This window comes from Cellulomonas fimi (assembly GCF_012952065.1).
GTDB lineage: Bacteria > Actinomycetota > Actinomycetes > Actinomycetales > Cellulomonadaceae > Pengzhenrongella > Pengzhenrongella fimi_A.
Genome location: NZ_JABCJJ010000017.1, coordinates 49903 through 74313, shown reverse-complemented (window position 1 = coordinate 74313; position 24411 = coordinate 49903). Strand labels below are relative to the sequence as shown.

Sequence of the window (24411 nt, the reverse complement as noted above, 5' to 3'; positions counted from 1 at the left end):
GCCTGGAAACCCGCACCCGACGCGCCAGCCGGGACCCGGTCACGCCCCGCTACCGGAAACCGCAACAAGACCCGCAAACGGGTCACCAAGACCCCTGACGCGCCACTACTCGCGGATTTGGGTCAGACCTAGCGCGTGGCCGGGCGCGCGGCAGGTCTGACACGCGGGGAACCGTTTGACGTGTCGGGGCAGGTCTGGCACGTCGGGGCAGGTCTGGCACGTCGCGGATCGCGTGCGGGGCGAGTCAGGCCCGCGCGCCGTCCTGCCCGCGACGCCAGCGGATGCCCGCCTCGATGAAGCTGTCGATGTCGCCGTCGAACACCCCGGAGGTGTTGCCGACCTCGAACTCCGTGCGCAGGTCCTTGACCATCTGGTACGGGTGCAGCACGTACGAGCGCATCTGGTCGCCCCAGCTCGCCTTGATGTCGCCCGCCATCGCCTTCTTGGTGGCGTTCTCCTCGGCCTGGCGCTGGAGCAGCAGGCGCGACTGCAGCACGCGGAGCGCTGCGGCCCGGTTCTGGATCTGCGACTTCTCGTTCTGCATCGAGACGACGATGCCCGTGGGGATGTGCGTCATGCGGACCGCCGAGTCGGTCGTGTTGACCGACTGGCCACCGGGGCCCGACGAGCGGAACACGTCCACCTTGATCTCGTTCTCGGGGATGTCGATCGAGTCGGTCTGCTCGATCAGCGGGATCACCTCGACCGCGGCGAACGACGTCTGCCGACGGCCCTGGTTGTCGAACGGCGAGATGCGGACGAGGCGGTGGGTGCCGGCCTCGACCGACAGGTGCCCGAACGCGTACGGGGCCTTGACCTCGAACGTCGCGGACTTGAGGCCGGCCTCCTCGGCGTACGAGGTGTCGAGGACCGAGGTCGGGTAGCCGTGCCGCTCGGCCCAGCGCAGGTACATGCGCATGAGCATCTCCGCGAAGTCCGCCGCGTCGACCCCGCCCGCGCCGGCGCGGATCGTGACGACGGCCTCACGGATGTCGTACTCGCCCGCGAGGAGCGTGCGCACCTCGAGCTCGCCGAGATCGCGCGCGATGCCGGTGAGCTCGTTCTCGGCCTCGGCGAGGGTATCGGCGTCGCCGCCGTCCTCCGTCGCCATCTCGACCAGGGTCTCCAGGTCGTCGATCCGACCGCCGAGCTTCTCCACCCGGTCGAGCTCGGACTGGGTCGACGAGAGCGCCGACGTGATCTTCTGCGCCGCGTCCGGGTCGTCCCACAGGTCGGGCGCGGACGCCTGCTCGGAGAGCTGGGCGATCTTCGCGCGCAGCGCCGTCGGGTCGCTCACCGCCCGGATGGAGTCGAGCGTGCTGCGAAGGTTCCGGATCTCGACCGCGAAGTCAGTGGCTGCCACGGCGGTCCAGGTTACAGGGCCGTCAGCGGGCACCGCGGCGGACGAACCGGCGCTCCCAGAGCCCGGTGTCCCGGTCGAGCTTGCGGTAGCCGTCGTGGCGGAACCCGTGCTTGGCGTAGAACGCCTGGGCGCGCCAGTTCTCCGCGAAGACCCACAGGTGCGCCGGCGACGTCCCGACCGCAGCGTGCAGGAGCTCCGCCGCGAGCCCGGTCCCCCGCAGCTCGGCTGCGACGTAGATGCTCATCAGCTCGAGCGGCGGGACGTCGGGCGTGATGACCCGGCCCCAGCTGGCGACGCCGACGACGACGCCATCGTCCTCGGCGACCGCGACGCGCCGCGACCCGGTCGCGAGCCTGTGGTGCCACCGCTCCGCACGGTCCTGCACCGTGACCCGGTCCAGGTACCGCTGCGGCACGAGCCCCTGGTAGGCCTCCCGCCAGGACGCGGTCTGGAACTCGGCGATCGCCTGCGCGTCGGCCGGGACACCGGGCCGCAGGAGACGGGGCCCGTGGGAGGCGGTACGGACACTCACCGGGTCGGACACCGACACGTCGATCACCACGCCCTTGCACTCGAGGTCACACGGATGCGGAAGCCCTCCGACCAGGGCGACGTCGCCCAGCTCACCAGCGCCGGTCGGGCCACCGCCGAGAGTCCCACGCGGGCGGTCCTCCCGTCAGGCGTTTCGGCGACCTCGACGACGAGCCCGTCGAGATCGGCCGTCAGGTCGGGATGGGCGGCCAGGCGCTGCTCGACGGCGGCCCGGACGTCGTCGTCCGTGAGGTGCACGACCGCCCCCGCGCGCGGCGCGTCCGCCTGGCCCCGGTAGAACGCGTCGACGTCGAGCGAGTCCGCTGCCCGGAGCGCCAGGCCGTCGGCGAGCATGAGCAGCTCCTTGCGCTCGAGATGGACGCTCGTCGCGGAGACCACCACCGTGACGAGAAGCAGGGCGAGCATCCCGAAGGCGATCGAGAGCAGCGTGATCTGCCCGGACTCCCGCCCGGCGCGGTCGAGCCGGCTGAGCGACCACGTCCACGGTCCACCCGTGCGCCGCGATCCGCCCGCGCGCGACGGGCCGCGCCCGCTCACCCGCCCGCCCGGTACTGGTCGACCGAGGCCACGTGGTCCGCGTCCACCGTCACGGACAACGGGACGACCGACTGCACGAACGCCGGCACGCCCGGCAGCGCGACGTCGAACGTCACCCGGACGCCGACGTCGCTCCCCGGCGTGAGGCACGGGTCCACGGCGCAGTCGAGCGCGAGCGCCGTCACCGGGTCGACCTCGTCGAAGCCCTGGTCGCCGAGCGCGAGGCCGACCGCCGCGACAGCGCGCGCGGTTCCCGCGCGGGTCGCCTCGGCGGTGGTGAACGCACGGCCCGCCTCACGGGCGGCCGCCTCGGCCGCGAAGGTCGCGGCCTGGACCTTGGCGAGCGTGAGCACGAGGTAGACGACGGGCACGAGCAGCAGCAGCGTGACGGCGAGGAACTCCACGACCGCGCTGCCCTCCTCCGAGCCGCGACCGGCGCCCGCAGCGCGTCGGCATAGCCGCCGGTGACCACCCTGCCGCTCGCGCCCGGCGACGCGGCCTCGCCGACCGGCAGGCCGACCCTCGCCCCTCACGCCGGCTCCAGGAGCGCGCGCCCGGTCACCGTGAGCGTCCCGGCCGGCCCCAGCAGGCCCGCGACCGGGATCGGCGCCGTGACCGTCACCTCGACGACGGCGAGCCCGTCCACGACCGTCTCGACCGCCGTCACGTCGTCCGCGTAGCCCGGCGCGAGCGAGAGCTCGATCAGCTGACGGGTGCGGGCCTCCCCGTCGTCCAGCTCGCGGTCCGCGAGCGCCGCGTAGCGCGCGCCCTCCGCGGCGGAGTCGATCAGGGTGCTGCGCACGTGCAGGGCGAGCGTGAGCTGGACGACGCCGGCGAACACGAGGGTCACGAGACCCGCGACCAGCGCGAAGTCGACGACCGCGGACCCCGTGTCGCCACCCCGACCCGTCCGCACGTCAGCCGATCTCGCCCGTGACGCGCTGGATCGACTCGGTGAAGACCCGGCCGAGCGCGGGCCCGGCGAGGGCCCAGAGGGCGATCACCAGCCCCGCCGTCATGAGCGTCACGAGCACCCATCCGGGCACGTCGCCCCGGTCGTCGCGAGCCAGCGCCACGACCCGTCCCCGCACCGTCGCGGCCCTCACGTGCGCCGCCAGGACCAGCCTTCCGAGCCGATCACCGTCCGTCATCCGTGCCATCGCAGCATCCCCCTCGTGGGTCGTCGACACCTGCAGTCCTCCCTGCGGTTCTTCGGCGGGGCTACCCCGCGCGCGCGTCATGTGCCCAGCCTCAGGACGGCCAGGCTCGGGAAGACGGCGAACGCCACGGTGACGGGCAGGATCAGGAAGACGACCGGGACCATCATCGCCACCTCCTTGCGCCCGCCGGCCTCCATGAGTGCGCGCCGGCCGGCCTCGCGGACGTCCTGCGCCTGCGCTCGTAGCACGTCCGCCAGCGGGGTGCCTCGCTCGACCGCGACCGCGACGCCCTCGGCGAACCGGGTCAGCGCGGGCAGCCCGGTGCGGTCGGCGAGCCGCTCGAGGGCCTGCGTGAGCGGCGTGCCGGCACGCGCATCGGCCAGCGTCCGGGCCAGCTCGTCCGCGAGCACGCCATGGGTGGTCCGCACCACGCGCTCGAGCGCGCCCACCGCGCCCTCCCCCGCGCCGACCGAGAGCGCGAGCAGCTCTGCCACCGTCGGCAGCTCGACCAGCATCCGCTCCTCACGCTGCCGCACCTGCCGAGTCAGCAGGTGGTCCCGCGCGAGCACGGCGAGCACTCCGCACAGCAGCACCAGGAGCGAGAGCACGAACGGGGACGACCCACGACCGGCCACGAGCACGAGTGCGATGACCAGACCACCGGCGAGGCCCAGGACGCCCCACACGACCTGCGCCGCCCGGAACTGCTCGACCGACTCGGTGCGTCCCGCCCGCTCGAGCCGTCGCCGCAGCTCGGCCGTGGGCGAGCCCATCCTCGCGACGAGCCGGATGCCGTCGCTCATCACCGGCGCGACGAGCCGCTCGAGCGTCGGGAACGGTGTCCGGGCGTCGGTGCCGCCGAGCAGGGCCGACGACGACCGCGGCGCGCGCAGGTACGGCGCGAGCCGGTCCTCGAACCGGATCCGGCGCGCCGACAGCCGCCAGAGCACGAGCACGCCACCCAGTCCCCCCAGCGCACCGACGGCGGCTCCGAGCAGCGGGCCGTTCATCGCAGCACCCGCGCTTCCTCGGGCAGTCGCCCGATCCGCACCATCAGCCGGTAGGCGACGACGGAGCTCGCGCCGCCCGCCGCGAGCACGACGCCGCCCGCCACCGTGTTGAACGCGTCCGCGGCCTCCGGTCGGGTCGCGAGGAGCGCCAGCACGATCCACGGTGCGGCCACCGCGAGCCGGGCAGCGTTGACGGTCCAGCTCTGCCGCGCCTCGAGCTCACCCCGCGTCCGCGCGTCGTCGCGGAGGAAGGCCGAGAGCGTCCGGAGCAGCCGGCCGAGGTCCGTCCCGCCCACGTCGCGCGTGAGGCGCAGGGCCTCGATGATCCGGTCCGCGACCGGGTCGGCCAGGCGCGCCTTGAGCGCGTCGAGCGACTCGCTGAACCGCCCGGTGGCCCGGTAGTCCACGGCGAACCCGCGGAAGGCGTCCCGCAGCTCGGCCGGACCGCGCTCCCCCAGCTGCCCGAGCGCCTCCGGCAGGGACAGACCCGCTCGGACTCCCGACCCCAGGTGGTCGACCACCTCGGGCCAGACGTCGCGCAGTGCCGTGCGCCGCCGTCGTGCACGCGAGCGCACGAGCGTCACCGGACCGAGCGCGGCCATGACCGCGAAGCACGCGGCGATCGCGGGCGACCGGGTGAGCGCCGAGCCGACGACCAGCACCACGAGCGCGAGACCGGCCGAGGTGGCCACGAGACCCCGTGACGTGACGCCCGGCGCACCCGCCTGCACGAGCAGGTCCTGGGTGCGATCGGACCACCCCGAGCGGCGACGGACGCGCTGCTGCCCGGGCGTCCAGCACGACCACCAGACGCAGAACACGCCGGCTCCGAGGAGCAGCCCGATGACGACCCCCACGCCAGGCCCCTCAGCGTCCGCTGCGCAGCAGCGCAGGCAGGTCGATCCCGGCACGGCTGAACCGCTCGGGGTGGGGCGGGTACCCCTCGCCGCGCACGAGCCCTCCACCGGCCAGGTGGAACAGGTCCGCGGTCTCGACGATCCCGCCTTCCGCGCGCCCGGGCACCCCGACGATCTCGCGGACCCGCCTCCGCCCCCGGTGGTCGACCTCCAGGTGGAGCACGACGTCGATCGCCGCGGCCACGGTCGGGATCACGAACCGGTCGGAGACGTTCTCACCCGCGAGGAGCGGGAGGGTGCAGATCTTGGTCAGCGCCTCGCGGGCGCTGTTCGCGTGGATCGTGCACATGCCCGGCACGCCGGCGTTGAGCGCGACGAGCATGTCCAGCGCCTCGGCCTCGCGCACCTCGCCGATGACGATCCGGCTCGGACGCATGCGCAGCGCCTCCTTGACGAGCCGGCGCAGCGGGATCTCACCGGTCCCCTCGAGGCTGGGCTGACGGCACTGGAGCGCCACCACGTCGCGGTGCTGGACGCGGAGCTCGAACACCTCCTCGCACGTCACGATGCGCGAGCGCGCAGGGATCGACCCCGCGAGCGCGTTGAGCATCGTCGTCTTGCCGGCCTGCGTCGATCCGGCCACGAGCACGTTGAGCCCGACGGCGACGGCGGCATCGAGGAACGCGGCGGCATGGCGCGTCAGCGAGCCGAGCGCGACGAGGTCGTCGAGGTGGTTCGCGCGGACCACGTACTTGCGGATGTTGACCGCCCAGTGCTGCCGCGTGACGTCGGGGATCGCGACGTGCAGGCGCTCGCCGCCCGGCAGCGACGCGTCGACGAACGGGCTCGAGAGGTCGAGGCGCCGCCCCGAGGCCTTGAGCATCTGCTCGACGAGGTCGCGCACCTGCTGCTCGGTGAGGATCGTCGTCGTGAGCTCGGGCTCGCCGCGACGGGCGACGAAGACCTGCGCGGGCGCGTTGATCCAGATCTCCTCGATCTCGTCATCGTCGAGGTACCGCTGGAGCGGCCCCAGCCCCGCGACGGCGTCGACCACCGCCCTCATGGCCGCCGACGGGTCGGTGAGCGGCGGCACGGTGCCGAGCAGCGAGCGCTCGTCGTAGTCGGCGACGACGTCGGAGACGAGGTCCCGGATCCCCTGGTGGTCCCGCACCGGGTCGAGCCCCCGTCGCCGGATGAGCTCGCGCACCTCACCCTCGAGGATCGCCACGCCGTCCATCTGCCCCCCTGCCGTTCGTCACCCTGCGCACCGGACCCGGCGCTCCGTGACAGTAGAGGACAGAACGGACATACCGCTGGGGTTCTGTGGACAACCGGTGGGAGACCGCCCGAACGGGCGACGCCGCCTTCACCCCGCGTCCGGTTGCAGGTCACCCGTCCAGGCGGTCGAATCGACACGGCCGACCATCGTCAGACCAGCGAGGAGCTCGACATGGACGACACCGTCGTGACCTGGATCATCGTGGGCGTGCTGGTGCTCGCCCTGCTCGTCGTGCTGCTGCTCGTGGTCCGACGCTCGCGCGGGGCGCACAAGGTCGAGGCCCAGCGCGAGCAGGCGCGCGAGCTCCGGGAGAAGGCCGAGGCCGACCGGATCGAGCTCCAGCGCCGGGAGGCGGAGGCGTCCCGGATCGACGCGCAGGCGCGGCTCGCCCAGGCCGAGGCGGACGCCCGCGCGGCCGACGCCGCGGCGCTCCAGCGGCAGGCCCAGGAGCGCGCGCACGAGGTGGGCGGCTCGCGCGCCGAGGTCGACGAGCGACTGCGCCGGGCCGACGAGCTCGACCCGGACGTCCACGACCCGGACGTCCACGGCGGCTCGCGCGGCGCCGGCACGCATGCGGCCGACACGCGCCCGGACGCGGGACCCGACCCGCACCCCGACGGCCGCCACACCGCCTGACACCCGGATCTCGGGCACGGACCGCGACGGCAACGGCTCTCCTCTCGCGCGCCCGCGCCGCACGACCTAGCGTGTCGGCGATGACCACCACCGCGCCGTCGGGCACCCAGCTCCGCATCTCCCACGCAGACCATCGCGCGACCGTGACCGAGGTGGGGGCGAGCCTGCGCGAGTACGCGGTGGGCGACCGCGACGTGATCACGCCGTTCGGTGAGGACGAGCTCCAACCTGCGTGCTCCGGCGCGGTGCTGGTGCCCTGGCCCAATCGCATCCGGGACGGCCGCTACCGGTACCGCGAAGCCGACTACCGGCTCCCGCTCAACGAGCCCGAGCGCTCGACGGCGATCCACGGTCTGGTCGGCTGGCAGCGCTGGTCGGTCGTCGCCCACACGGACGACGCCGTCACGCTCGAGCACCGCCTCGTCCCGGTCCCGGGCTACCCGTTCGCGCTGCGGGTGTCGATCACGTACGCGTTGTCCGACGCCGGCCTCGAGACCACCCTCGTCGTCGCCAACGAGGGGTCGGTGACGGCGCCCCTCGGCGTCGGCTTCCACCCGTGGCTGTCGCCCGGCGGCGCCGCGCTCGACGACTGCACGCTGCACCTCGACGCGCGGACCCACGTGACGAGCGACGAGCGCCTCCTGCCGACGGGCACCGAGCCGGTCGCCGGGGACCACGACTTCCGCACCCCGCGCTCGCTCGCGGGCATCGCCCTGGACGACGCCTGGGTCGACGTGGTGCGGGACGCCGACGGGTTGTCCTGGGCTCGGCTGGCCGCACCCGACGGTCGGACGGCGGCGGTGTGGATGGACGGCTCGCTCGACGCGTGGCAGGTGTGCACGGGCGACGCGCTCGACGAGGTCGAGATGCGCCGCACGGGCCTCGCGGCCGAGCCGATGAGCTGCGTCGCGGACGCGTTCAACTCCGGCGAGCGGGTCGTGGACCTCGGACCGGGCGCGGTGCGCGGCTTCCGGTGGGGCGCGACGCTGCTGTGACCGGCGCCCGAGCCTGACCGGACGTCAGGAGCTGTAGTACTCGCCGTCCTCCATGACGCCGCGCGTGTACTCCCAGTGCCAGGGCTCGAACGGTCCGCTGCCGCCGCTGAGCGCCCAGTCGGGGTTCTCCCAGCCGTAGATCGGGCCGTTCTCCTTGATCCACCTCCCGGTGGCGCCCTTGGTCTCCGGCGAGCACAGGTCGATGGCGAGGCCCCACCCGTGGTTGCTGCGACCGGGCACCGCGGCCAGCCCGCCCTTGCGGGACTTGAGGACCCGCTGCTCGGCGAGCGTGCGGTAGCCGTCCGTGAGGCACAGGTCCCGCCCGAACCGGGCGCGGAAGGCGAGGTTCAGCTCGGCGATCGAGTACGCCGCGTCCCCTCGGAGCTGGAGCGACCCGGTCCACAAGGTGCACAGGTCGCTCGTGCGCAGCTGGCCGTTCGCGCCCGCGGGACGGTCTGCGCCGTCGCAGCCGGGCAGCGGGTCGCGCTCCTCCGACCGGCTCGCGGCGACCTCGGCCCGCAGCGCCGTCGTCCCGTCGGCCGCGATCGCGGGCGGCGGCGTCGTCGTGACCACGACGCCGGTGAGCGCCTCGACGGTCGAGGGCAGCGGGACGGCCGCGGCCTGGGCACCTGCGACGAACGTGCCGTTGCCGGGGGACACGTTCTCGGTCAGCGGGAGCGCCACCGTGATGCCGGCGAGCGCGGCGAGGACCGCGAACCGGGGGAGCCAGCGCCTCGGGTGAAGGGGGTGCGGCGGGACCTGCGCCTGGGCGGCGAGCTCGGCCTCGCGTCGGGCGCGGCGTGAGTCGGCGCTGACGGCGGCACGCTCGGGCCCCACGACACCTCCGGGTTCGGCTCTCGCCAACGGGTGATCCACGACCCGCGACGAGCTCGGCCGACGTTCCACGTCGATGCCGGTCAGCCGCTGCGGTCACGGAACAATAACGGAGGGGCCACGTGACTTCCAAGCCCCTGGACGCATGTCCACGTCCGAGATGTCCGGATCCGGACCGGCGTCACGGGACGGGCCGGGCGCCCCGGCGCGCGGGGCCTGGGCTGCTGTGACGAGGGTCTCAGTGGAGCTGGCCGCGCTGCATCGCGTCGCGCACCTCGCCCACGAGCTCCTCGAGGATGTCCTCGAGGAACACCACGCCGACGCAGCGGCCGCCGTCCTCGACGCGCGCGAGGTGGGAGCCCGAACGCTGCATCGCCGCGAGCGCGTCCTCGATCTCCGCCTCCGGGGTCACCGAGGCGAGCCCCCGGATGCGCCAGAGCGGCACCGGCAGCGAGCGTGCCGGCTCGTCCGCGTAGAGGACGTCCTTGAGGTGCAGGTACCCGGTGATGTCGGCCACGGCGGTCCCGCGCCCGGCGGTCCCGCTCTCGATCGTCCCGCCCACGACCGGGAAGCGGCTGTAGCCGGTCCGCGCGACGAGCCGCTCGACCTCGTCCGGGGTGGCGTCCGGCGCGACGGTCACCAGCCGGTCGACGGGCACCATGACCTCGCTCGCCTTGCGGTCCGAGAACTCGATCGCGCCCGCGAGGAGCCCCTGCTCGTCGTCGAGCAGCCCCTCGGCCTGCGACTGCTCCACGATCGACTGCACCTCCTGCGCGGTGAAGGCGGACGCGACCTCGTCCTTGGGCTCGACCCCGAACAGGCGCAGCACGTGGTTGGCGAGCCAGTTGAGCGCGGTGATCAGCGGCGAGACGGCGCGCGCCATCCACACGAGCGGTGGGCCGAACCACAGTGCTGCGCGCTCCGGCCCCGCGACCGCGAGGTTCTTGGGGACCATCTCGCCGAGCACGACGTGCAGGTACACGACGATCAGGAGCGCGAGCACGAAGGCGATCGGGTACGCGAGGTCGGCGCTCGCCCCCATCGCGACGAGCGGCCCCTCGATCAGGTGCGCGATGGCGGGCTCGGCCACGACGCCGAGGCTCGTCGAGGCCACGGTGATCCCCAGCTGGGCGCAGGCGAGCATGAGGGAGACGTGCTCCATGGCCCAGAGCACCGTCCGCGCGCGCGAGTCCCCCGCGGCCGCCAGCGGCTCGATCTGGCTCCGACGGGCGGACATGATCGCGAACTCCGCACCGACGAAGAACGCGTTGGCCACCAGCAGCACGACCGCCAGGACGAGGGCGACGCTGCTGCTCATCAGACGATCCCCTGCTCGACCTCGGTCACGCGCACGCGCTCGACGCGCCGTCCGGCCATCTGCTCGATCCGCAGCCGCACGCCGGGTACCTCGACCTCGTCCCCGACCACGGGGATACGGCCGAGCGCCGTCATCACGAGCCCGCCGAGCGTCTCGTACGGTCCGTCGTCGGGCACGACGACACCCGTCACCTCGGTCAGCTCGTCGGGCCGCAGGTCCCCGGGAAGCACCCACGCGCCGTCGGGCAGGCGGGAGGTGCCCGCGCGACGCGGGTCGTGCTCGTCGGACACCTCGCCGACGAGCTCCTCGACCACGTCCTCGAAGGTCACGATCCCGGACGTGCCGCCGTACTCGTCGACGACCACGGCCATCTGCATGCCCGAGGCGCGCAGGTCCACGAGCAGCGGCCCGACCCTGACGGTCTCCGGCACGCGCGGCGCGTCCACCATGAGCGCCGCGGCCGGCACGTCCGCGCGCCGCTCGTACGGCACCGCGATCGCGCGCCGGAGGTGGACGAGCCCCACGATGTCGTCCGGGGACGCGTCGATCACGGGGAAGCGCGAGTGGCCCGTGTCGCGGGCCCGCGCGACGACGTCGGCGGCTGTCTCGTCCCGCCGGACGACGACGACGCGCATGCGGTCGGTCATCACGTCGACGGCGGTGAGCTCGTCGAGCTCGATCGTGTTCGTGAGGCGCATCGCGGTCGCCTCGTCGAGCGTGCCCACCGCCGCGGAGCGACGTACGAGCGAGGCGAGCTCCTGGGGGGAGCGCCCGCCCGACAGCTCCTCCCGCGGCTCGACGCCGACGCGCCGCAGGAGCGCGTTCGCACTGTTGTTGAACAGCGTGATGAGCGGCCGCAGCGCCGCCGTGAACCCGCGCTGGAGCGGCGCGACCGCGCGGGCCGTGCCGATCGGGTGGCTGATCGCGAAGTTCTTGGGCACCAGCTCGCCGAACAGCATCGAGAACCCGTTCACCACGACGACGGTGACCACGCCTGCGAGCGCGCCGCCGGCGACCGGACCCAGCGCGGACGACTCGAGCGGGCCACCGAGCAGCCGCGCGACCGCCGGCTGGGTGCTGTAGCCGAGCAGGATCGTGGTCACCGTGATCCCGACCTGCGCGCCGGAGAGCTCGGTCGACAGGTGCTTGAGCGCCTTGAGGACGGACTGGCCGCGTCGGTCGTCGGGACGGGTCTGCTTGGCGACCAGGCCGGCGTCGAGCGTGATGAGCGAGAACTCGCTCGACACGAAGACCGCCGTCCCGAGCGTGAGCAGGACGCCGACCCCGACGAGCAGCCACTCGGTCAGCACGGGGTCCCGCCGGTGCGGGGGGGACGGGTCAGGAAAGCGGAGGGGCCGGCAGGGTGTCTCGCGAAGGAGCACCGCCGGCCGCTACTTGAGCTGCTCATGGTGCCGCCGATCATACGGGCGCGCTCACCCCCTCGCGCGTCCGTCCTGTGCCACCCTGGCGCCATGGCAGCCACGTCACAGGCTTCGTCCGCCGGACCGTCCGCCGCCACGCGCGTGCTCGTCGTCGAGGACGAGCCCGCCATCGCGACCGCCATCGCGCACCGTCTCTCCGCGGAGGGGTGGAGCGTCGAGACCGCCGCCGACGGCCACGCCGGCGTCGCGGCCGCGGCCCGGCTCCGCCCGGACCTCGTCGTGCTCGACGTGATGCTCCCGGGCATCGACGGCCTCGAGGTGTGCCGCCGCATCCAGGCGGTCCGCCCGGTGCCCGTCCTCATGCTCACCGCGCGCGACGACGAGACGGACATGCTCATCGGGCTCGGCGTCGGCGCGGACGACTACATGACCAAGCCCTTCTCGATGCGCGAGCTGGTCGCCCGGTCCAAGGTCCTGCTGCGCCGGACCGAGCGCGCGGTGCGTGCGGCGGCGCAGGACGCGGCGGGCACCACGCCGCCCGAGCCCCCGATCGAGGCCGGCGACGTGACGATCGACCGCGCGCAGCGGCGCGTCTCTCGCGGCGACGCCGAGGTGCACCTGACGCCGACGGAGTTCGACCTGCTCGTCATGCTCGCGAGCACCCCGCGGACCGTCCTCACGCGCGAGCGGCTGCTGGCGGAGGTGTGGGACTGGGTCGACGCGAGCGGGACCCGGACCGTGGACTCCCACATCAAGGCGCTGCGCCGCAAGCTGGGGGCCGACCTGATCCGCACGGTGCACGGCGTCGGCTACGCGTTCGAGCCCTCGGTGCCCGCGGAGCGCTGACGTGCCTCCCCACGTCCGCGGCACCTACCGCGACCGGCTCCCCGACGTGCGCCCGCTCGACCGGTTCCGGTCGATCAAGATCAAGCTCGGCGTCCTGGTCGCGGCCACCGTGACGCTCGCGGCGTTCCTCACCTGGCTCGGCCTCAACAACAGCCTCGGCCCCACGCGCACGCTGCCGCTCGCCATCGTCGTCTCGCTCGTCCTGACGCAGGTGCTCGCGCGCGGCATGACGTCGCCGCTGCGCGAGATGACCGCCGCGGCCCGCGCGATGGCGGGCGGGGACTACTCGCGCCGCGTGCGCGCGACCAGCCGCGACGAGGTCGGCCAGCTCGCCGAGGCGTTCAACACGATGGCCGAGGACCTCGGCTCGACCGACCTGCTGCGCCGCGAGATGGTCGCGAACGTCTCGCACGAGCTCCGCACGCCGGTCACCGCGCTCCAGGCCCAGCTCGAGAACATCGTCGACGGCGTGAGCGAGCCCGACCCCGCGACCATGCAGGCGGCCCTGGCCCAGACCGAGCGGCTCGGCCGGCTCGTCACCTACCTCCTGGACCTGTCCCGGGTCGAGGCCGGCGCCGTCGGGCTCGACCTGACCGACGTCCCGCTCGAGCAGTTCCTCCAGGAGGCCGCCGAGGGCGCGATGCTCGTCGGCGCCGACAAGGGCCTCCGGTTCCCCGTCTCCGTCACCCCGCCCGGGCTCACCCTCCCCGCCGACGCCGAGCGCCTGCACCAGGTCGTCGCGAACCTCCTGCACAACGCGGTCCGCCACTCGCCGCCCGGCGAGGAGGTGCGGCTCGTGGCGCGCGCGTACGACGACGTCGTGGTCATCGACGTCGTCGACTCCGGGCCGGGCATCGCACCCGAGCAGCGCGAGCTCGTGTTCGAGCGGTTCGCGCGCGGCAACTCCCCCGCCCAGACGGGCCAGGACCCGACGGGTGGCACGGGCATCGGCCTGGCGATCGTCCGTTGGGCGGTCGGCCTGCACGGCGGGACCATCGCGGTGGCGGACACCGCGACCGGCTGCACCATGCGGCTGACGCTGCCGCGCCGCAGGTCACAGACGCGCGGAGCGCCCGATAACGTGGACGCGACCCCGGAGAGAGGACCCGCGTGACCACGCCGGCCGCACCGCCCGACGCGCCGCCCGCCGGCGCGGACGGTGTCATCACGATCGACCACCTGACCAAGACCTTCGGCGCCGTCCGCGCGGTCGACGACCTGTCGTTCCGGGTGACCCCCGGGCGCGTGACCGGCTTCCTCGGCCCGAACGGCGCCGGCAAGACGACCACGCTGCGCATGCTGCTCGGGCTCGTGCGCCCGACGTCGGGCACCGCCACCATCGGCGGCCGGAGCTACGGGCAGCTGGCCCACCCGATGCGCTCGGTCGGCTCGGCGCTCGAGGCATCGAGCTTCCACCCGGGCCGCACGGCGCTCGACCACCTGCGCGTCTACGCGCCGCAGGTCGGCGTGAGCGACGCACGGTGCCGCGAGGTGCTCGACCTCGTCGGTCTCGGCTCCGTCGCGAAGCGGCGGGCGGGCGGCTTCTCGCTCGGCATGCGCCAGCGGCTCGGGCTCGCGACGACGCTGCTCGGGGACCCGCGCGTCCTGCTGCTCGACGAGCCGGCGAACGGCCTCGACCCGCAGGGCATCGCCTGGCTGCGCGCGTTCCTGCGGCACCTCGCGGGCGAGGGCCGCACGGTGCTGGTCTCGAGCCACGTGCTCTCCGAGGTCGAGCAGACCGTCGACGACGTCGTGATCATCGCGCGGGGTCGCCTCGTGCACGCCTCGTCGCTCGGCGAGCTCGCCGCGCTGGCCGAGCCGAGCGTCCGCGTGACGTCGCCGGACGTCGCCGGGCTCGAGCGGCTCGTCGCCGACGCCGGCTGGAGCGCCCAGGTCGACGCGAGCGTGCCGGCCCCGCCGGGGACGGCCGTGCTGCGACGCGTCCCTGCCGCCGAGGTGGGCGCCCGCGCGTTCACCGCGGGCGTCGAGCTGCACGAGCTGGCGACGCGCGACGTCGGGCTCGAGGGGATCTTCCTCCAGCTCGTGGCCGACGGCGCACCTGCGGCCGGCGGCGCAGCTGCGGCCGAAAGCGCATCCGAGGCGGACCCGGAGGCCGGCCGATGACCGCCGCCCTGCGCACCGAGTACCGCAAGCTCGTCACGACGCGCATGTGGTGGATCCTGCTGCTGGCGATGGCTGCGTACATGGCGTTCCTCGCGGCGATCATGGCGTACGTCCTGTCGACCGACCCGACCGCGGCGACGGGCGGCCTGCCGACCGGCACGGAGCCGGCACCGCTCGACCCCGAGGCGGTCGCCCGGACGATCTACACGCTCGCCACCTCGCTCGGCTACGTGTTCCCGGTCATCGTCGGGGCACTCGCCATGACGGGCGAGTTCCGGCACCAGACCATCACCCCGACGCTGCTCGCCGAACCGCGGCGATCGGTGTTCCTCCTCGCGAAGCTGCTCTCGAGCGTGGTGGTCGGCCTGCTCTTCGGCGTCGTCGGGACGCTCGCGACGATCGGTGCCGGCGCCGGTGTCCTCGCCCTGATGGGCGAGCAGAGCTTCCTGGACGACCCGGTGGTGTGGCGCAGCGCCGGGCTGTCGGTGCTCGCGCTGACCGTGTGGACCGTGGTCGGCGTCGGCTTCGGCACGCTCCTGACGAACCAGGTCGCGGTGATCGTCGTGCTGCTCGCCTTCACCCAGTTCGTCGAGCCCGTCCTGCGCGTCGTGCTGGGCCGGCTCGAGTGGGCGGCCGGGATCTCGAAGTTCCTGCCGGGCGCCGCGGGCGAGGCGATCACGGGCAGCTCGTTCTACGCCGACAGCGGGCTCGCGGCCGGGCTGCTCACGTCCTGGCAGGGCCTGCTCGTGCTCCTGGGCTACGCCGCCGCGTTCGCACTGATCGGTCGCCTGACCACGCTCCGGCAAGACATCACCTGACCTTTCCGGCTCGGGGCGAACCCTTTCTTGGGGTCGCCCCGAGCCGGCGATTGCCGGGTATTTGCCAAGGTCAGCGGCGGTACCGGGGATCGCCCGAGGATCACCCGACCGCGCGCCCGGCACTGCCGGAGCCGTTCGTCCCTCCTCGCCGGGAGGGCTTAGGGTTGGACCACACTTGATCTCAACGAAGCGGTCGACGTACCGCGACGGAAGCGGGCGAAGCGAACGTGTCCCAGAAGTCAGAGCCTGACATCCGCGCCGAGTTCGGCGCCAACGAATGGCTCGTGGACGATCTGTACGAGCAGTACCTGAAGGACAAGAACGCGGTCGACCCCGCGTGGTGGGAGTTCTTCGAGGACTACCGGCCCGGTGAGGCCGCGACCGAGAAGAACGGCCCCCCGACGTCGGCGCCGACGAGCCCGCCGGGCTCGACGTCGTCGCAGCCGGCCCCGCGCCCCGACGGCGCGTCCGCCCCGACGCAGCCCGCTGCCGCACAGCCCGCGGCCGCACGACCGGCTTCCGCGCAGCCGGCCTCCGCACAGCCCGCAGCCGCGCAGGCTCCGCGGACCCCCGCCGCGCCGTCGGGCCCTGCGCCGTCGCCCGACGCCCCGGCGGCCGGCACGCAGGCGGCCGCCGAGACCGCCGCACGCCCGTCCGCCGACCAGGCCGAGGCCGCGCCGTCGACCCCGCCCGTCGCCACCGCCCAGCCCGCGACCGCGCCCTACGCGCAGGTGCCCGCGACGACGCTGAGCAAGCACTCCGACCCCGCGGACGCCACGGACGGCGCGGACGGCGAGGATCGAGTCAACCGCCTCAAGGGCCCCGCCGCCCGGGTCGTCACGAACATGGAGGCGAGCCTCGAGGTCCCGACGGCGACGTCGGTGCGGGCGATCCCGGCCAAGCTCATGGTCGACAACCGGATCGTCATCAACAACCACCTCCAGCGCGCGCGTGGCGGCAAGGTCTCGTTCACGCACCTCATCGGCTTCGCCCTGGTCGAGTCGCTCGCGGAGATGCCGGCCATGAACGCGGGCTACACGCTCGAGAACGACAAGCCCGCCGTCGTCACGCCCGCGCACGTGAACCTCGGCCTGGCGATCGACCTCGCGAAGCCCGACGGCACCCGGCAGCTGCTCGTCCCGAGCATCAAGCGCGCCGACACCATGGACTTCGCGCAGTTCTGGGCCGCGTACGAGGACGTCGTGCGCCGCGCCCGGGGCAGCAAGCTCACGGTCGCCGACTTCGCCGGGACCACGATCTCGCTCACCAACCCCGGCACCATCGGCACGGTGCACTCGGTGCCACGCCTGATGGCGGGCCAGGGCACGATCATCGGCGTCGGCGCCATGGACTACCCCGCGGAGTTCGCGGGAACGTCCGAGGAGCAGCTCAACCGGATGGGCGTCTCCAAGGTGGTCACGATCAGCTCGACCTACGACCACCGCATCATCCAGGGCGCCCAGTCGGGCGACTTCCTGCGGATCATGGCGGAGAAGCTGCTCGGCAAGGACGGGTTCTACGACCGCGTCTTCGCCGCGCTGCGCGTGCCGTACGAGCCGGTCCGGTGGGTCCGCGACCCGTCGTTCGACCACGACGCCGACCTCGGGAAGCCGGCCCGGATCGCCGAGCTCATCCACTCGTTCCGCTCACGCGGCCACCTCATGGCCGACACCGACCCGCTCGCCTACCGCCAGCGCAAGCACCCCGACCTCGACGTGCAGAACCACGGGCTGACGCTCTGGGACCTCGACCGCACCTTCCCGACCGGCGGGTTCGGCGGCAGGTCCCGCGCCAAGCTGCGCGACGTGCTCGGCCTGCTGCGGGACTCGTACTGCCGCACGGTCGGCATCGAGTACATGCACCTCGCCGACCCGCGGCAGCGCCGCTGGCTCCAGGAGCGGCTCGAGTCGGGCTACGCCCGGACGCCGCGCGAGGACCAGCTGCGGATCCTCCGCCGCCTGAACGCCGCCGAGGCCTTCGAGAACTTCCTCCAGACGAAGTACGTCGGCCAGAAGCGGTTCTCGCTCGAGGGCGGCGAGGCCGTGATCCCGCTCCTCGACGCGATCCTGTCCAAGGCCGCGGACAACGGCCTCGACGAGGTCGGCATCGGCATGGCCCACCGCGGCCGGCTCAACGTGCTGGCCAACATCGCGGGCAAGAGCTACGGCCAGATCTTCAGCGAGTTCGAGGGCAACCAGGACCCGCGGTCCGTCCAGGGCTCGGGCGACGTGAAGTACCACCTCGGCACCGAGGGCACCTTCACCGCCGAGTCGGGCGCGACGACGCAGGTCTACCTCGCGGCGAACCCCTCGCACCTCGAGGCCGTCGACCCCGTGATCGAGGGCATCGTGCGCGCCAAGCAGGATCGGATCGACCTCGGCGGCGACGGGTTCTCGGTGCTCCCGATCCTCATCCACGGCGACGCGGCCTTCGCAGGTCAGGGCGTCGTCGTCGAGACGCTCAACCTGGCGCAGCTGCGCGGGTACCGCACCGGTGGCTCGATCCACGTCATCATCAACAACCAGGTCGGCTTCACCACCGGGCCGAGCTCGTCGCGATCGACCCTGTACGCGACCGACGTGGCCAAGGGCCTCCAGATCCCGATCTTCCACGTCAACGGGGACGACCCCGAGGCGTGCGTGCGGGTCGCCGAGCTGGCGTTCGAGTTCCGCGAGCAGTTCGACCGTGACGTGATCATCGACATGATCTGCTACCGCCGTCGTGGCCACAACGAGGGCGACGACCCGTCGATGACGCAGCCGCTCATGTACAACCTCATCGAGGCGAAGCGGTCGGTGCGCAAGCTCTACACCGAGGCGCTCGTCGCACGCGGCGACATCACGCTCGACGAGGCCGAGCAGGCGCTCCAGGACTACCAGACCCAGCTCGAGCGCGTGTTCACCGAGACCCGCGAGGGCGGGTACGTCCCGCCGCCGTCGTCCGAGCCGGTCGCCGGCCTCGAGCGGCCCGAGGCCCAGCTCGAGGACGCCGGCGCGATGCTCGGGTGGAAGACGGCGGTCGACGCGTCGATCCTCGAGCGGATCGGGCGCGCGCACACCCGAGCTCCCGAGGGCTTCACCGTGCACCCCAAGCTCGCCCAGCTCCTCGCCAAGCGCGAGGCGATGGCGCGGGAGGGTGGCATCGACTGGGGGTTCGGCGAGATCCTCGCGTTCGGCTCGCTGCTCATCGAGGGCACACCGGTCCGGCTCGCCGGGCAGGACTCGCGTCGCGGGACGTTCGTGCAGCGGCACGCCGTCATGCACGACCGCCAGACGGGCGCGGAGTGGACGCCGCTGCTGTACCTCTCGAGCGACCAGGCGAAGTTCTGGGTCTACGACTCCTCGCTCAGCGAGTACGCCGCACTCGGCTTCGAGTACGGCTACTCGGTCGAGCGCCCCGACGCGCTCGTCCTGTGGGAGGCGCAGTTCGGCGACTTCGTCAACGGTGCCCAGACGGTCATCGACGAGTTCATCTCGTCGGCCGAGCAGAAGTGGGGCCAGCGCAGCTCGGTCGTGCTGCTCCTCCCCCATGGCTACGAGGGCCAGGGACCCGACCACTCGTCCGCGCGGCCCGAGCGGTTCCTCCAGATGTGCGCCGAGAACAACATGACGGTCGCCGCGCCGACCACGCCCGCGTCCTACTTCCACCTCCTGCGCCGCCAGGCGTACGACCGGCCCCGCCGCCCGCTCGTCGTGCTGACCCCGAAGTCGATGCTGCGCCTCAAGGCCGCGTCGTCGGCCGTCGAGGACTTCACCAGCGGCACCTTCAGCGAGGTGATCGGCGACGCGCTCGCCGAGGCGGCCGTGCGGAACGACGGCGCCAAGGTCGACCGCGTGCTGCTGTGCTCGGGCAAGGTCTACTGGGACCTGCTGGCGCACCGCGTGAAGTCCGGGGACTCGAGCACGGCGATCGTCCGGCTCGAGCAGCTCTACCCGCTCGAGGGCGACGCCCTGCGCGCGGCGGTCGAGCCCTTCGGCGACGCCGAGCTGGTCTGGGTCCAGGAGGAGCCGGCCAACCAGGGCGCGTGGTCGCACGTCGCGATGAACATGCCTCAGCTGCTCGGGCGCGCGCCGCGGGTCGTCTCGCGGCCCGCGTCCGCCTCGCCCGCCGCCGGGTCGGCCAAGAAGCACCAGGCGGAGCAGGCCGAGCTGGTGAAGGCGGCGTTCGCCCGCTGAGCCGTCGACGGAGGGGTCTGCCGTCTCGGTGGACCCCTTCGTCGTCCCGCGGGGCCGTGGCCGGACTCAGGCCGACCCGCCGACCCGCGCGTCGGCTCCCGCTGACGCCCGCCGGCACGCGAGACTGTGCGAGGCGCCGCGCCGCGGCCGCCGGACGGGCGACGGACTGGGGTGAGAGGCGTGGGGGAGCTGCCGCTGCGGCTTGCGGTGATCGGCGACGAGCTCGTAGCCGGAGCGGGTGACCCGCGCGGGCTCGGCTGGGTCGGCCGCGTCGCCGCGCGCACCCGGACGACGCCGCCCCTCACGGTGATCACCCTCGCGGTCCCGGGCGAGACGACGACGGCCCTCGGCGCCCGCTGGGACGAGGAGACGGCGCGGCGGTTCACGCCGGAGACCGACAACCGTCTCGTCGTCGGGCTCGGGCGGCGCGACCTCGACGGCGGTGTCTCGCTCGCGCGGAGCCGGCTCAACCTCGCCAACGTGCTCGACGTCGCGGAGTCCCGCCGGATCCCGACGTTCGTCGTCGGCCCGCCGCCCGGGCGCTACGACCAGACCGAGCGCCTCGGCGAGCTGTCCGCGGCCTTCGGTGACGTCGCGACGCGACGCGGCGTGCCGTTCGTCGACACGTACACCCCGCTCGCGACGCACGAGCAGTGGCTGGGCGACCTCGCGGCCGGCGACGGCGTCCTGCCCGGGCAGGCCGGCTACGGGATGATGGCGTGGCTCGTGCTGCACACCGGCTGGCACGCCTGGCTGGGGCTGCCCGACGACGTCGGCTGAGCCCGCGCGGCTACGCGACCAGACCGCGCTGCTACGCGACCAGACCGTGCTGCTACGCGACCAGGCCCGCGCCGCGCAGCTCGACCGTGAGGTCCTGCGGGTTGGACGCGACCGTGCACGCCTCGTCGTACGTGACCTGCCCGTCGCGGACCAGCTCGAACAGGTGCTGGTCGAAGGTCTGCATCTTGTAGTACGCGCCCTCGCGGATGAGGTCGATCAGCGGCGGGGCGTCGGCGGGCTCGACGATGGCCTCGGCCGTGCGACCGGTGTTGACCATGACCTCCACGGCAGCCTGGCGCCCCGAGCCGTCGGCCTTGCGGACGAGCCGCTGCGAGACGATCCCGCGCAGCGCCTGCGAGAGCGCGGTGCGCACCTGCTTCTGCTCGTGCGGCGGGAAGAAGTCGACGATGCGGTTGATGGTCTCCCCCGCGTCGATCGTGTGGAGCGTCGAGAGGACGAGGTGACCGGTCTCCGCGGCCGACAGCGCGGCCCGCACGGTCTCCGTGTCCCGCATCTCGCCGACGAGGATGACATCGGGGTCCTGCCTCATCGCCGCGCGCAGGGCGGTCTGGAAGTCCACGGTGTCCTGGCGGACCTCACGCTGCGAGACGATCGCCTTCTTGTCGTGGTGCAGCACCTCGATCGGGTCCTCGATCGTCACGATGTTGACCTCGCGGTACGTGTTGATGAGGTCGACCATCGAGGCGAGCGTCGTCGTCTTCCCCGAGCCCGTCGGCCCCGTCACCAGGACCAGGCCGCGCGGCTCGAGCGCGAGCTCGCCGACCACCTCGGGGATCCCGAGCTCCGCAAGAGGCTGCGCGCCGACCGCGACGCGACGGAAGACGAGACCGAACGTGCCGCGCGCCTGGTAGGCGTTGACGCGGAACCGGCCCACGCCCGAGAGCGAGAAGGCGAAGTCCGCCTCGTGGCTCGTGCCGAACGTGTCGACCAGGTCCGCCGGGATGACCTCGTTGACCATGTGCTGGGTGTCCGCCGGCCGCAGGTCACGGACCTGGAGCCGGCGCAGCCGACCGTCGACGCGCACGCGGGGGGGCGAACCCACCTTGACGTGCAGGTCCGACCCGCCGGAGCTGGCGAGCGCGTGCAGGAGCGGGACGACGGAGAGCAGTTCATCGGTCACCCCGAGAACATCGGCGGGGTCCGCACGGAACTTAACCACCCGGGTGTGTGGGATCACGGCGGAGGCGTGTGGGATCATGGCGGAACCGACGAACCCTGCCGAGTCCCCGCGCGGGGCGAGGTCGACCCGCGAAGGAGACACCATGAGCAAGCGTGGACGCAAGCGTCGTGCCCGCAAGGGCAGCAGCGCCAACCACGGGAACCGGCCCAACGCCTGAGCGGTGCGAACCGCTCGGCCGTGAGAGCGGCTGGTCAGCAGACGACGAAGGGCCCCGGAGCATCCGCACCGGGGCCCTTCGTCCGTCCTGCGACCCGCGTCCGCGCGGTCGCGCCGGCACCGTGGCCGGCTCCCGGAGTCACCCGGGTAGCTGCGTACGCAGGATCGTGAGCTGCGTCCGGATCCGTGCCTGCAGCTCGAGCGGCGCCTTCTCCGAGCACGACCGCTTCACGAGCTTCTTGATGTGGTCCTCGACGTCGTACTCCGCCAGGCACGGCTCGCAGTCCGCGAGGTGCTCGCGGATGCGGTCGCCCGCGGACTCGTCGAGCTCCTGGTCGAGGAACTCGGACAGCTTCTCGAGAGCCTCCGCACACTCGGCACGATCGCTTCGCCCCGCCTGATCCGCCGTCATGTCCCGCTCTCCTTCCCGCCTGCTCCGACGAGACCACGCCCCCGCGCGTAGTCGCTCAGCAGCTCACGGAGCTGATGTCGGCCTCGGTGCAGCCGGGACATCACGGTGCCGATCGGCGTCCCCATGATCTCCGCGATCTCCTTGTAGGCGAACCCCTCCACGTCCGCGAGGTACACCGCGATGCGGAAGTCCTCGGGGATCTGCTGGAGGGCGTCCTTGACGTCCGAGTCGGGCAGGTGGTCGAGCGCCTCGGCCTCGGCCGAGCGCAGGCCCGTCGACGTGTGGGACTCCGCCCGGGCGATCTGCCAGTCCTGGATGTCCTCGGCCGACGAGCGCAGCGGCTCGCGCTGCTTCTTGCGGTAGGTGTTGATGAACGTGTTGGTGAGGATCCGGTAGAGCCACGCCTTGAGGTTGGTGCCCGGCCGGTACTGGTGGAAGGCCGCGAACGCCTTGGCGAACGCCTCCTGCACCAGGTCCTCGGCGTCCGTCGGGTTGCGCGTCATGCGCAGGGCGGCCGCGTACAGCTGGTCCAGGTAAGGCAGAGCCTCTTCCTCGAACCGTTCCGCGCGCGCGGCGGAGTCCTCGGCCTCGGGGGCCCGGTGCGTGTCCTCGGTCATCGAGGCCGAGCCTAGTCCTGCGCCGATCGGAGGGGCGCCCCACGGGGCCATGCCGACCAGCACGGGAGCCGCCCTGCCCGCGACGGCGGACGCCCACGGCTCGGCGACGCGCTGCGGCGGCACGACGGAGGTGGTCATGCGTCGTTCAACGGTGACTGCCCGAGGGGCATTCCCGGACCACGCCTGGGCCCGCGACGGCGTCGGCCTGCCCGGACGTACGGGAACCACTAGCGTGCCGGTATGACCGCACCCAGATTTCTCCAGCTGCTCCGCGAGCAGGTCGGGCACGAGTTCGACGCGCACCAGCAGTACGTCGCCATCGCCGTCTGGTTCGACTCCCAGGACCTGCCGCAGCTCGCCCGCCACTACTACCGGCAGGCGGTCGAGGAGCGGAACCACGCCATGATGCTCGTCCAGTACATGCTCGACCGTGACCTGCCCGTCTCCATCCCGGCCGGCAGCCCGGTGCGCAACGACTTCACCGACGTCGTCGGCCCCATCTCGCTCGCGCTCGAGCAGGAGAGGCAGGTCACCCGGCAGATCGAGGCGATCTTCCACGCCGCGCGCAGCGAGGGCGACCCGCTCGGCGAGCAGTTCATGCTCTGGTTCCTCAAGGAGCAGGTCGAGGAGGTCGCGTCCGCCACGACCCTCCTCACCGTCGCCGAGCGCGCGGGCGCCAACCTGTTCGACCTCGAGAACTACGTCGCCCGCGAGCAGATCGGTGACGCCGGCGAGTCCGCCGACGCGCCCGCTGCCGCCGGCGGGGCCATCTGACGGCCGTCCGACCCGTACCGCACCCACCGAGGGGAAATGCCATGCTGCTCCGCCGGATCGCCCGACCGATGCTCGCCAGCTGGTTCGTCACGGAGGGGATCGACGCCGCGCGTGCGCCGGGGTCGCACGTCGACCTCGTCCGCCCGACGGTCGACGCCGTCCTCGGTCGCGTGACGAGCGTGCCTCGTCCGACCGACGGGCAGCTGCGCACGATCGTCCAGGTGCACGGCGTGCTGACCGCGCTCGCCGGCATGGCGCTCGCCGTCGGCCGGGCGCCGCGCACGGCCGCGCTCGTCCTCGCGGGCCTGACCGTCCCCCTGGCGGTGGCGAACCTGCCGCTCGGGCACCCCACGCCCGAGCAGAAGAAGGCACGCAAGGAGCGGTTCGTGCGCGCGCTGGCGTTCACCGGTGCCGCGGTGATCGCGGGCGTGGACCTCGAGGGCCGGCCGGGCCTGTCCTGGCGGGTCGCGAAGGCGCGCGAGCGGGTCGCGACGCGCAGCGGTGCCGCGCTGACGGGTGCGGCCGGCCACGCCAAGGGCGCGGCGGCGCACGCGAAGGGCGTCGTGACGCACCGTTAGCCTGGAC

General features: G+C 73.2%; 26 protein-coding genes. 11 read left to right on the top strand and 15 right to left on the bottom strand.

What is annotated here, in order from left to right; all coding sequences use genetic code 11:
* Nucleotides 1–244 precede the first annotated feature (244 nt).
* The 9 genes from prfB to HIR71_RS11495 form a co-directional block, all read right to left on the bottom strand.
* Nucleotides 245–1363 carry a peptide chain release factor 2 gene (gene prfB, locus HIR71_RS11535; protein ID WP_169325207.1) on the bottom strand — a complete coding sequence of 373 codons (1119 nt, stop codon included), beginning with the start codon at nt 1361–1363 and terminating at the stop codon, nt 245–247.
* A 22-nt stretch (nt 1364–1385) separates the two neighbouring features.
* Nucleotides 1386–1895, bottom strand: coding sequence for a GNAT family N-acetyltransferase (locus HIR71_RS11530; protein ID WP_169325206.1), 510 nt, complete (start codon nt 1893–1895; stop codon nt 1386–1388).
* A 23-nt stretch (nt 1896–1918) separates the two neighbouring features.
* Nucleotides 1919–2452 carry a pilus assembly protein TadG-related protein gene (locus HIR71_RS11525; RefSeq protein WP_249051792.1) on the bottom strand — a complete coding sequence of 178 codons (534 nt, stop codon included), beginning with the start codon at nt 2450–2452 and terminating at the stop codon, nt 1919–1921.
* The gene (locus tag HIR71_RS11520; RefSeq protein ID WP_169325205.1) at nt 2449–2856 is read right to left on the bottom strand and encodes a pilus assembly protein; all 408 of its coding nucleotides are present in this window, start codon (nt 2854–2856) and stop codon (nt 2449–2451) included. The genes HIR71_RS11525 and HIR71_RS11520 overlap by 4 nt, the downstream gene beginning before the upstream one ends.
* Before the next feature lie 125 nt (nt 2857–2981).
* Nucleotides 2982–3368 carry a TadE/TadG family type IV pilus assembly protein gene (locus HIR71_RS11515; protein WP_169325204.1) on the bottom strand — a complete coding sequence of 129 codons (387 nt, stop codon included), beginning with the start codon at nt 3366–3368 and terminating at the stop codon, nt 2982–2984.
* Nucleotide 3369: 1 nt separating this feature from the next.
* Nucleotides 3370–3603: a hypothetical protein gene (locus HIR71_RS11510; RefSeq protein ID WP_249051805.1), complete on the bottom strand. Its 234-nt coding sequence runs from the start codon at nt 3601–3603 to the stop codon at nt 3370–3372.
* Nucleotides 3604–3689: 86 nt separating this feature from the next.
* Entirely contained in the window at nt 3690–4622 is a 933-nt protein-coding gene (locus HIR71_RS11505; protein WP_169325203.1) for a type II secretion system F family protein, read from the bottom strand.
* On the bottom strand, nt 4619–5479 hold the full coding sequence (locus tag HIR71_RS11500; protein WP_169325202.1) for a type II secretion system F family protein: 861 nt from the start codon (nt 5477–5479) through the stop codon (nt 4619–4621). Before HIR71_RS11500 ends, HIR71_RS11505 begins: the two co-directional genes overlap by 4 nt.
* Before the next feature lie 10 nt (nt 5480–5489).
* Nucleotides 5490–6716 carry a CpaF family protein gene (locus tag HIR71_RS11495; protein ID WP_169325201.1) on the bottom strand — a complete coding sequence of 409 codons (1227 nt, stop codon included), beginning with the start codon at nt 6714–6716 and terminating at the stop codon, nt 5490–5492.
* 213 nt (nt 6717–6929) lie between these two features.
* Between HIR71_RS11495 and HIR71_RS11490 the strand changes: the two genes are divergently transcribed.
* Together HIR71_RS11490 and HIR71_RS11485 are read left to right on the top strand one after the other, a co-directional pair.
* Nucleotides 6930–7394 carry a hypothetical protein gene (locus HIR71_RS11490; protein ID WP_169325200.1) on the top strand — a complete coding sequence of 155 codons (465 nt, stop codon included), beginning with the start codon at nt 6930–6932 and terminating at the stop codon, nt 7392–7394.
* Nucleotides 7395–7474: 80 nt separating this feature from the next.
* On the top strand, nt 7475–8389 hold the full coding sequence (locus tag HIR71_RS11485) for an aldose 1-epimerase family protein (RefSeq protein ID WP_169325199.1): 915 nt from the start codon (nt 7475–7477) through the stop codon (nt 8387–8389).
* Nucleotides 8390–8413: 24 nt separating this feature from the next.
* On the opposite strand, the gene HIR71_RS17500 is transcribed toward HIR71_RS11485, so the two are convergent.
* From HIR71_RS17500 to HIR71_RS11470, 3 genes are all read right to left on the bottom strand, one after another.
* Entirely contained in the window at nt 8414–9226 is an 813-nt protein-coding gene (locus HIR71_RS17500; RefSeq protein ID WP_169325198.1) for a M15 family metallopeptidase, read from the bottom strand.
* Between the two features lie 235 nt (nt 9227–9461).
* Complete coding sequence (locus HIR71_RS11475) at nt 9462–10541, bottom strand: hemolysin family protein (RefSeq protein ID WP_169325197.1); 1080 nt, start codon at nt 10539–10541, stop codon at nt 9462–9464.
* Nucleotides 10541–11851: a hemolysin family protein gene (locus HIR71_RS11470; protein ID WP_311836242.1), complete on the bottom strand. Its 1311-nt coding sequence runs from the start codon at nt 11849–11851 to the stop codon at nt 10541–10543. The genes HIR71_RS11475 and HIR71_RS11470 overlap by 1 nt, the downstream gene beginning before the upstream one ends.
* A 162-nt stretch (nt 11852–12013) precedes the next feature.
* Between HIR71_RS11470 and HIR71_RS11465 the strand changes: the two genes are divergently transcribed.
* The 6 genes from HIR71_RS11465 (at nt 12014) to HIR71_RS11440 (ending at nt 20666) form a co-directional block, all read left to right on the top strand.
* Nucleotides 12014–12769 (top strand): response regulator transcription factor, encoded by a 756-nt coding sequence (locus tag HIR71_RS11465; RefSeq protein ID WP_169325196.1) that lies wholly within the window; start codon nt 12014–12016, stop codon nt 12767–12769.
* A gap of 1 nt (nt 12770) precedes the next feature.
* On the top strand, nt 12771–13883 hold the full coding sequence (locus HIR71_RS11460) for a sensor histidine kinase (RefSeq protein ID WP_169325195.1): 1113 nt from the start codon (nt 12771–12773) through the stop codon (nt 13881–13883).
* Entirely contained in the window at nt 13880–14893 is a 1014-nt protein-coding gene (locus tag HIR71_RS11455; protein WP_311836241.1) for an ABC transporter ATP-binding protein, read from the top strand. Before HIR71_RS11460 ends, HIR71_RS11455 begins: the two co-directional genes overlap by 4 nt.
* A complete protein-coding gene (locus tag HIR71_RS11450) occupies nt 14890–15711 on the top strand; it encodes an ABC transporter permease (RefSeq protein ID WP_169325194.1) in 822 nt (273 codons plus the stop codon). Before HIR71_RS11455 ends, HIR71_RS11450 begins: the two co-directional genes overlap by 4 nt.
* Before the next feature lie 227 nt (nt 15712–15938).
* Complete coding sequence (locus HIR71_RS11445) at nt 15939–19886, top strand: multifunctional oxoglutarate decarboxylase/oxoglutarate dehydrogenase thiamine pyrophosphate-binding subunit/dihydrolipoyllysine-residue succinyltransferase subunit (protein ID WP_169325193.1); 3948 nt, start codon at nt 15939–15941, stop codon at nt 19884–19886.
* A 180-nt stretch (nt 19887–20066) separates the two neighbouring features.
* On the top strand, nt 20067–20666 hold the full coding sequence (locus tag HIR71_RS11440; protein ID WP_169325192.1) for a GDSL-type esterase/lipase family protein: 600 nt from the start codon (nt 20067–20069) through the stop codon (nt 20664–20666).
* A gap of 52 nt (nt 20667–20718) precedes the next feature.
* On the opposite strand, the gene HIR71_RS11435 is transcribed toward HIR71_RS11440, so the two are convergent.
* On the bottom strand, nt 20719–21864 hold the full coding sequence (locus tag HIR71_RS11435) for a type IV pilus twitching motility protein PilT (protein WP_311836240.1): 1146 nt from the start codon (nt 21862–21864) through the stop codon (nt 20719–20721).
* 85 nt (nt 21865–21949) lie between these two features.
* Between HIR71_RS11435 and HIR71_RS17625 the strand changes: the two genes are divergently transcribed.
* Complete coding sequence (locus HIR71_RS17625) at nt 21950–22024, top strand: 50S ribosomal protein bL37 (protein WP_396031511.1); 75 nt, start codon at nt 21950–21952, stop codon at nt 22022–22024.
* Nucleotides 22025–22162: 138 nt separating this feature from the next.
* On the opposite strand, the gene rsrA is transcribed toward HIR71_RS17625, so the two are convergent.
* A complete protein-coding gene (rsrA, locus tag HIR71_RS11430; protein ID WP_169325190.1) occupies nt 22163–22435 on the bottom strand; it encodes a mycothiol system anti-sigma-R factor in 273 nt (90 codons plus the stop codon).
* The gene (locus HIR71_RS11425) at nt 22432–23190 is read right to left on the bottom strand and encodes a sigma-70 family RNA polymerase sigma factor (protein ID WP_472595097.1); all 759 of its coding nucleotides are present in this window, start codon (nt 23188–23190) and stop codon (nt 22432–22434) included. The genes rsrA and HIR71_RS11425 overlap by 4 nt, the downstream gene beginning before the upstream one ends.
* Nucleotides 23191–23292: 102 nt before the next feature.
* On the opposite strand from HIR71_RS11425, the gene HIR71_RS11420 reads away from it, so the two are divergent.
* Complete coding sequence (locus HIR71_RS11420) at nt 23293–23826, top strand: ferritin (protein ID WP_169325189.1); 534 nt, start codon at nt 23293–23295, stop codon at nt 23824–23826.
* A gap of 41 nt (nt 23827–23867) precedes the next feature.
* Entirely contained in the window at nt 23868–24404 is a 537-nt protein-coding gene (locus HIR71_RS11415; protein WP_169325188.1) for a DoxX family membrane protein, read from the top strand.
* Nucleotides 24405–24411 lie beyond the last annotated feature (7 nt).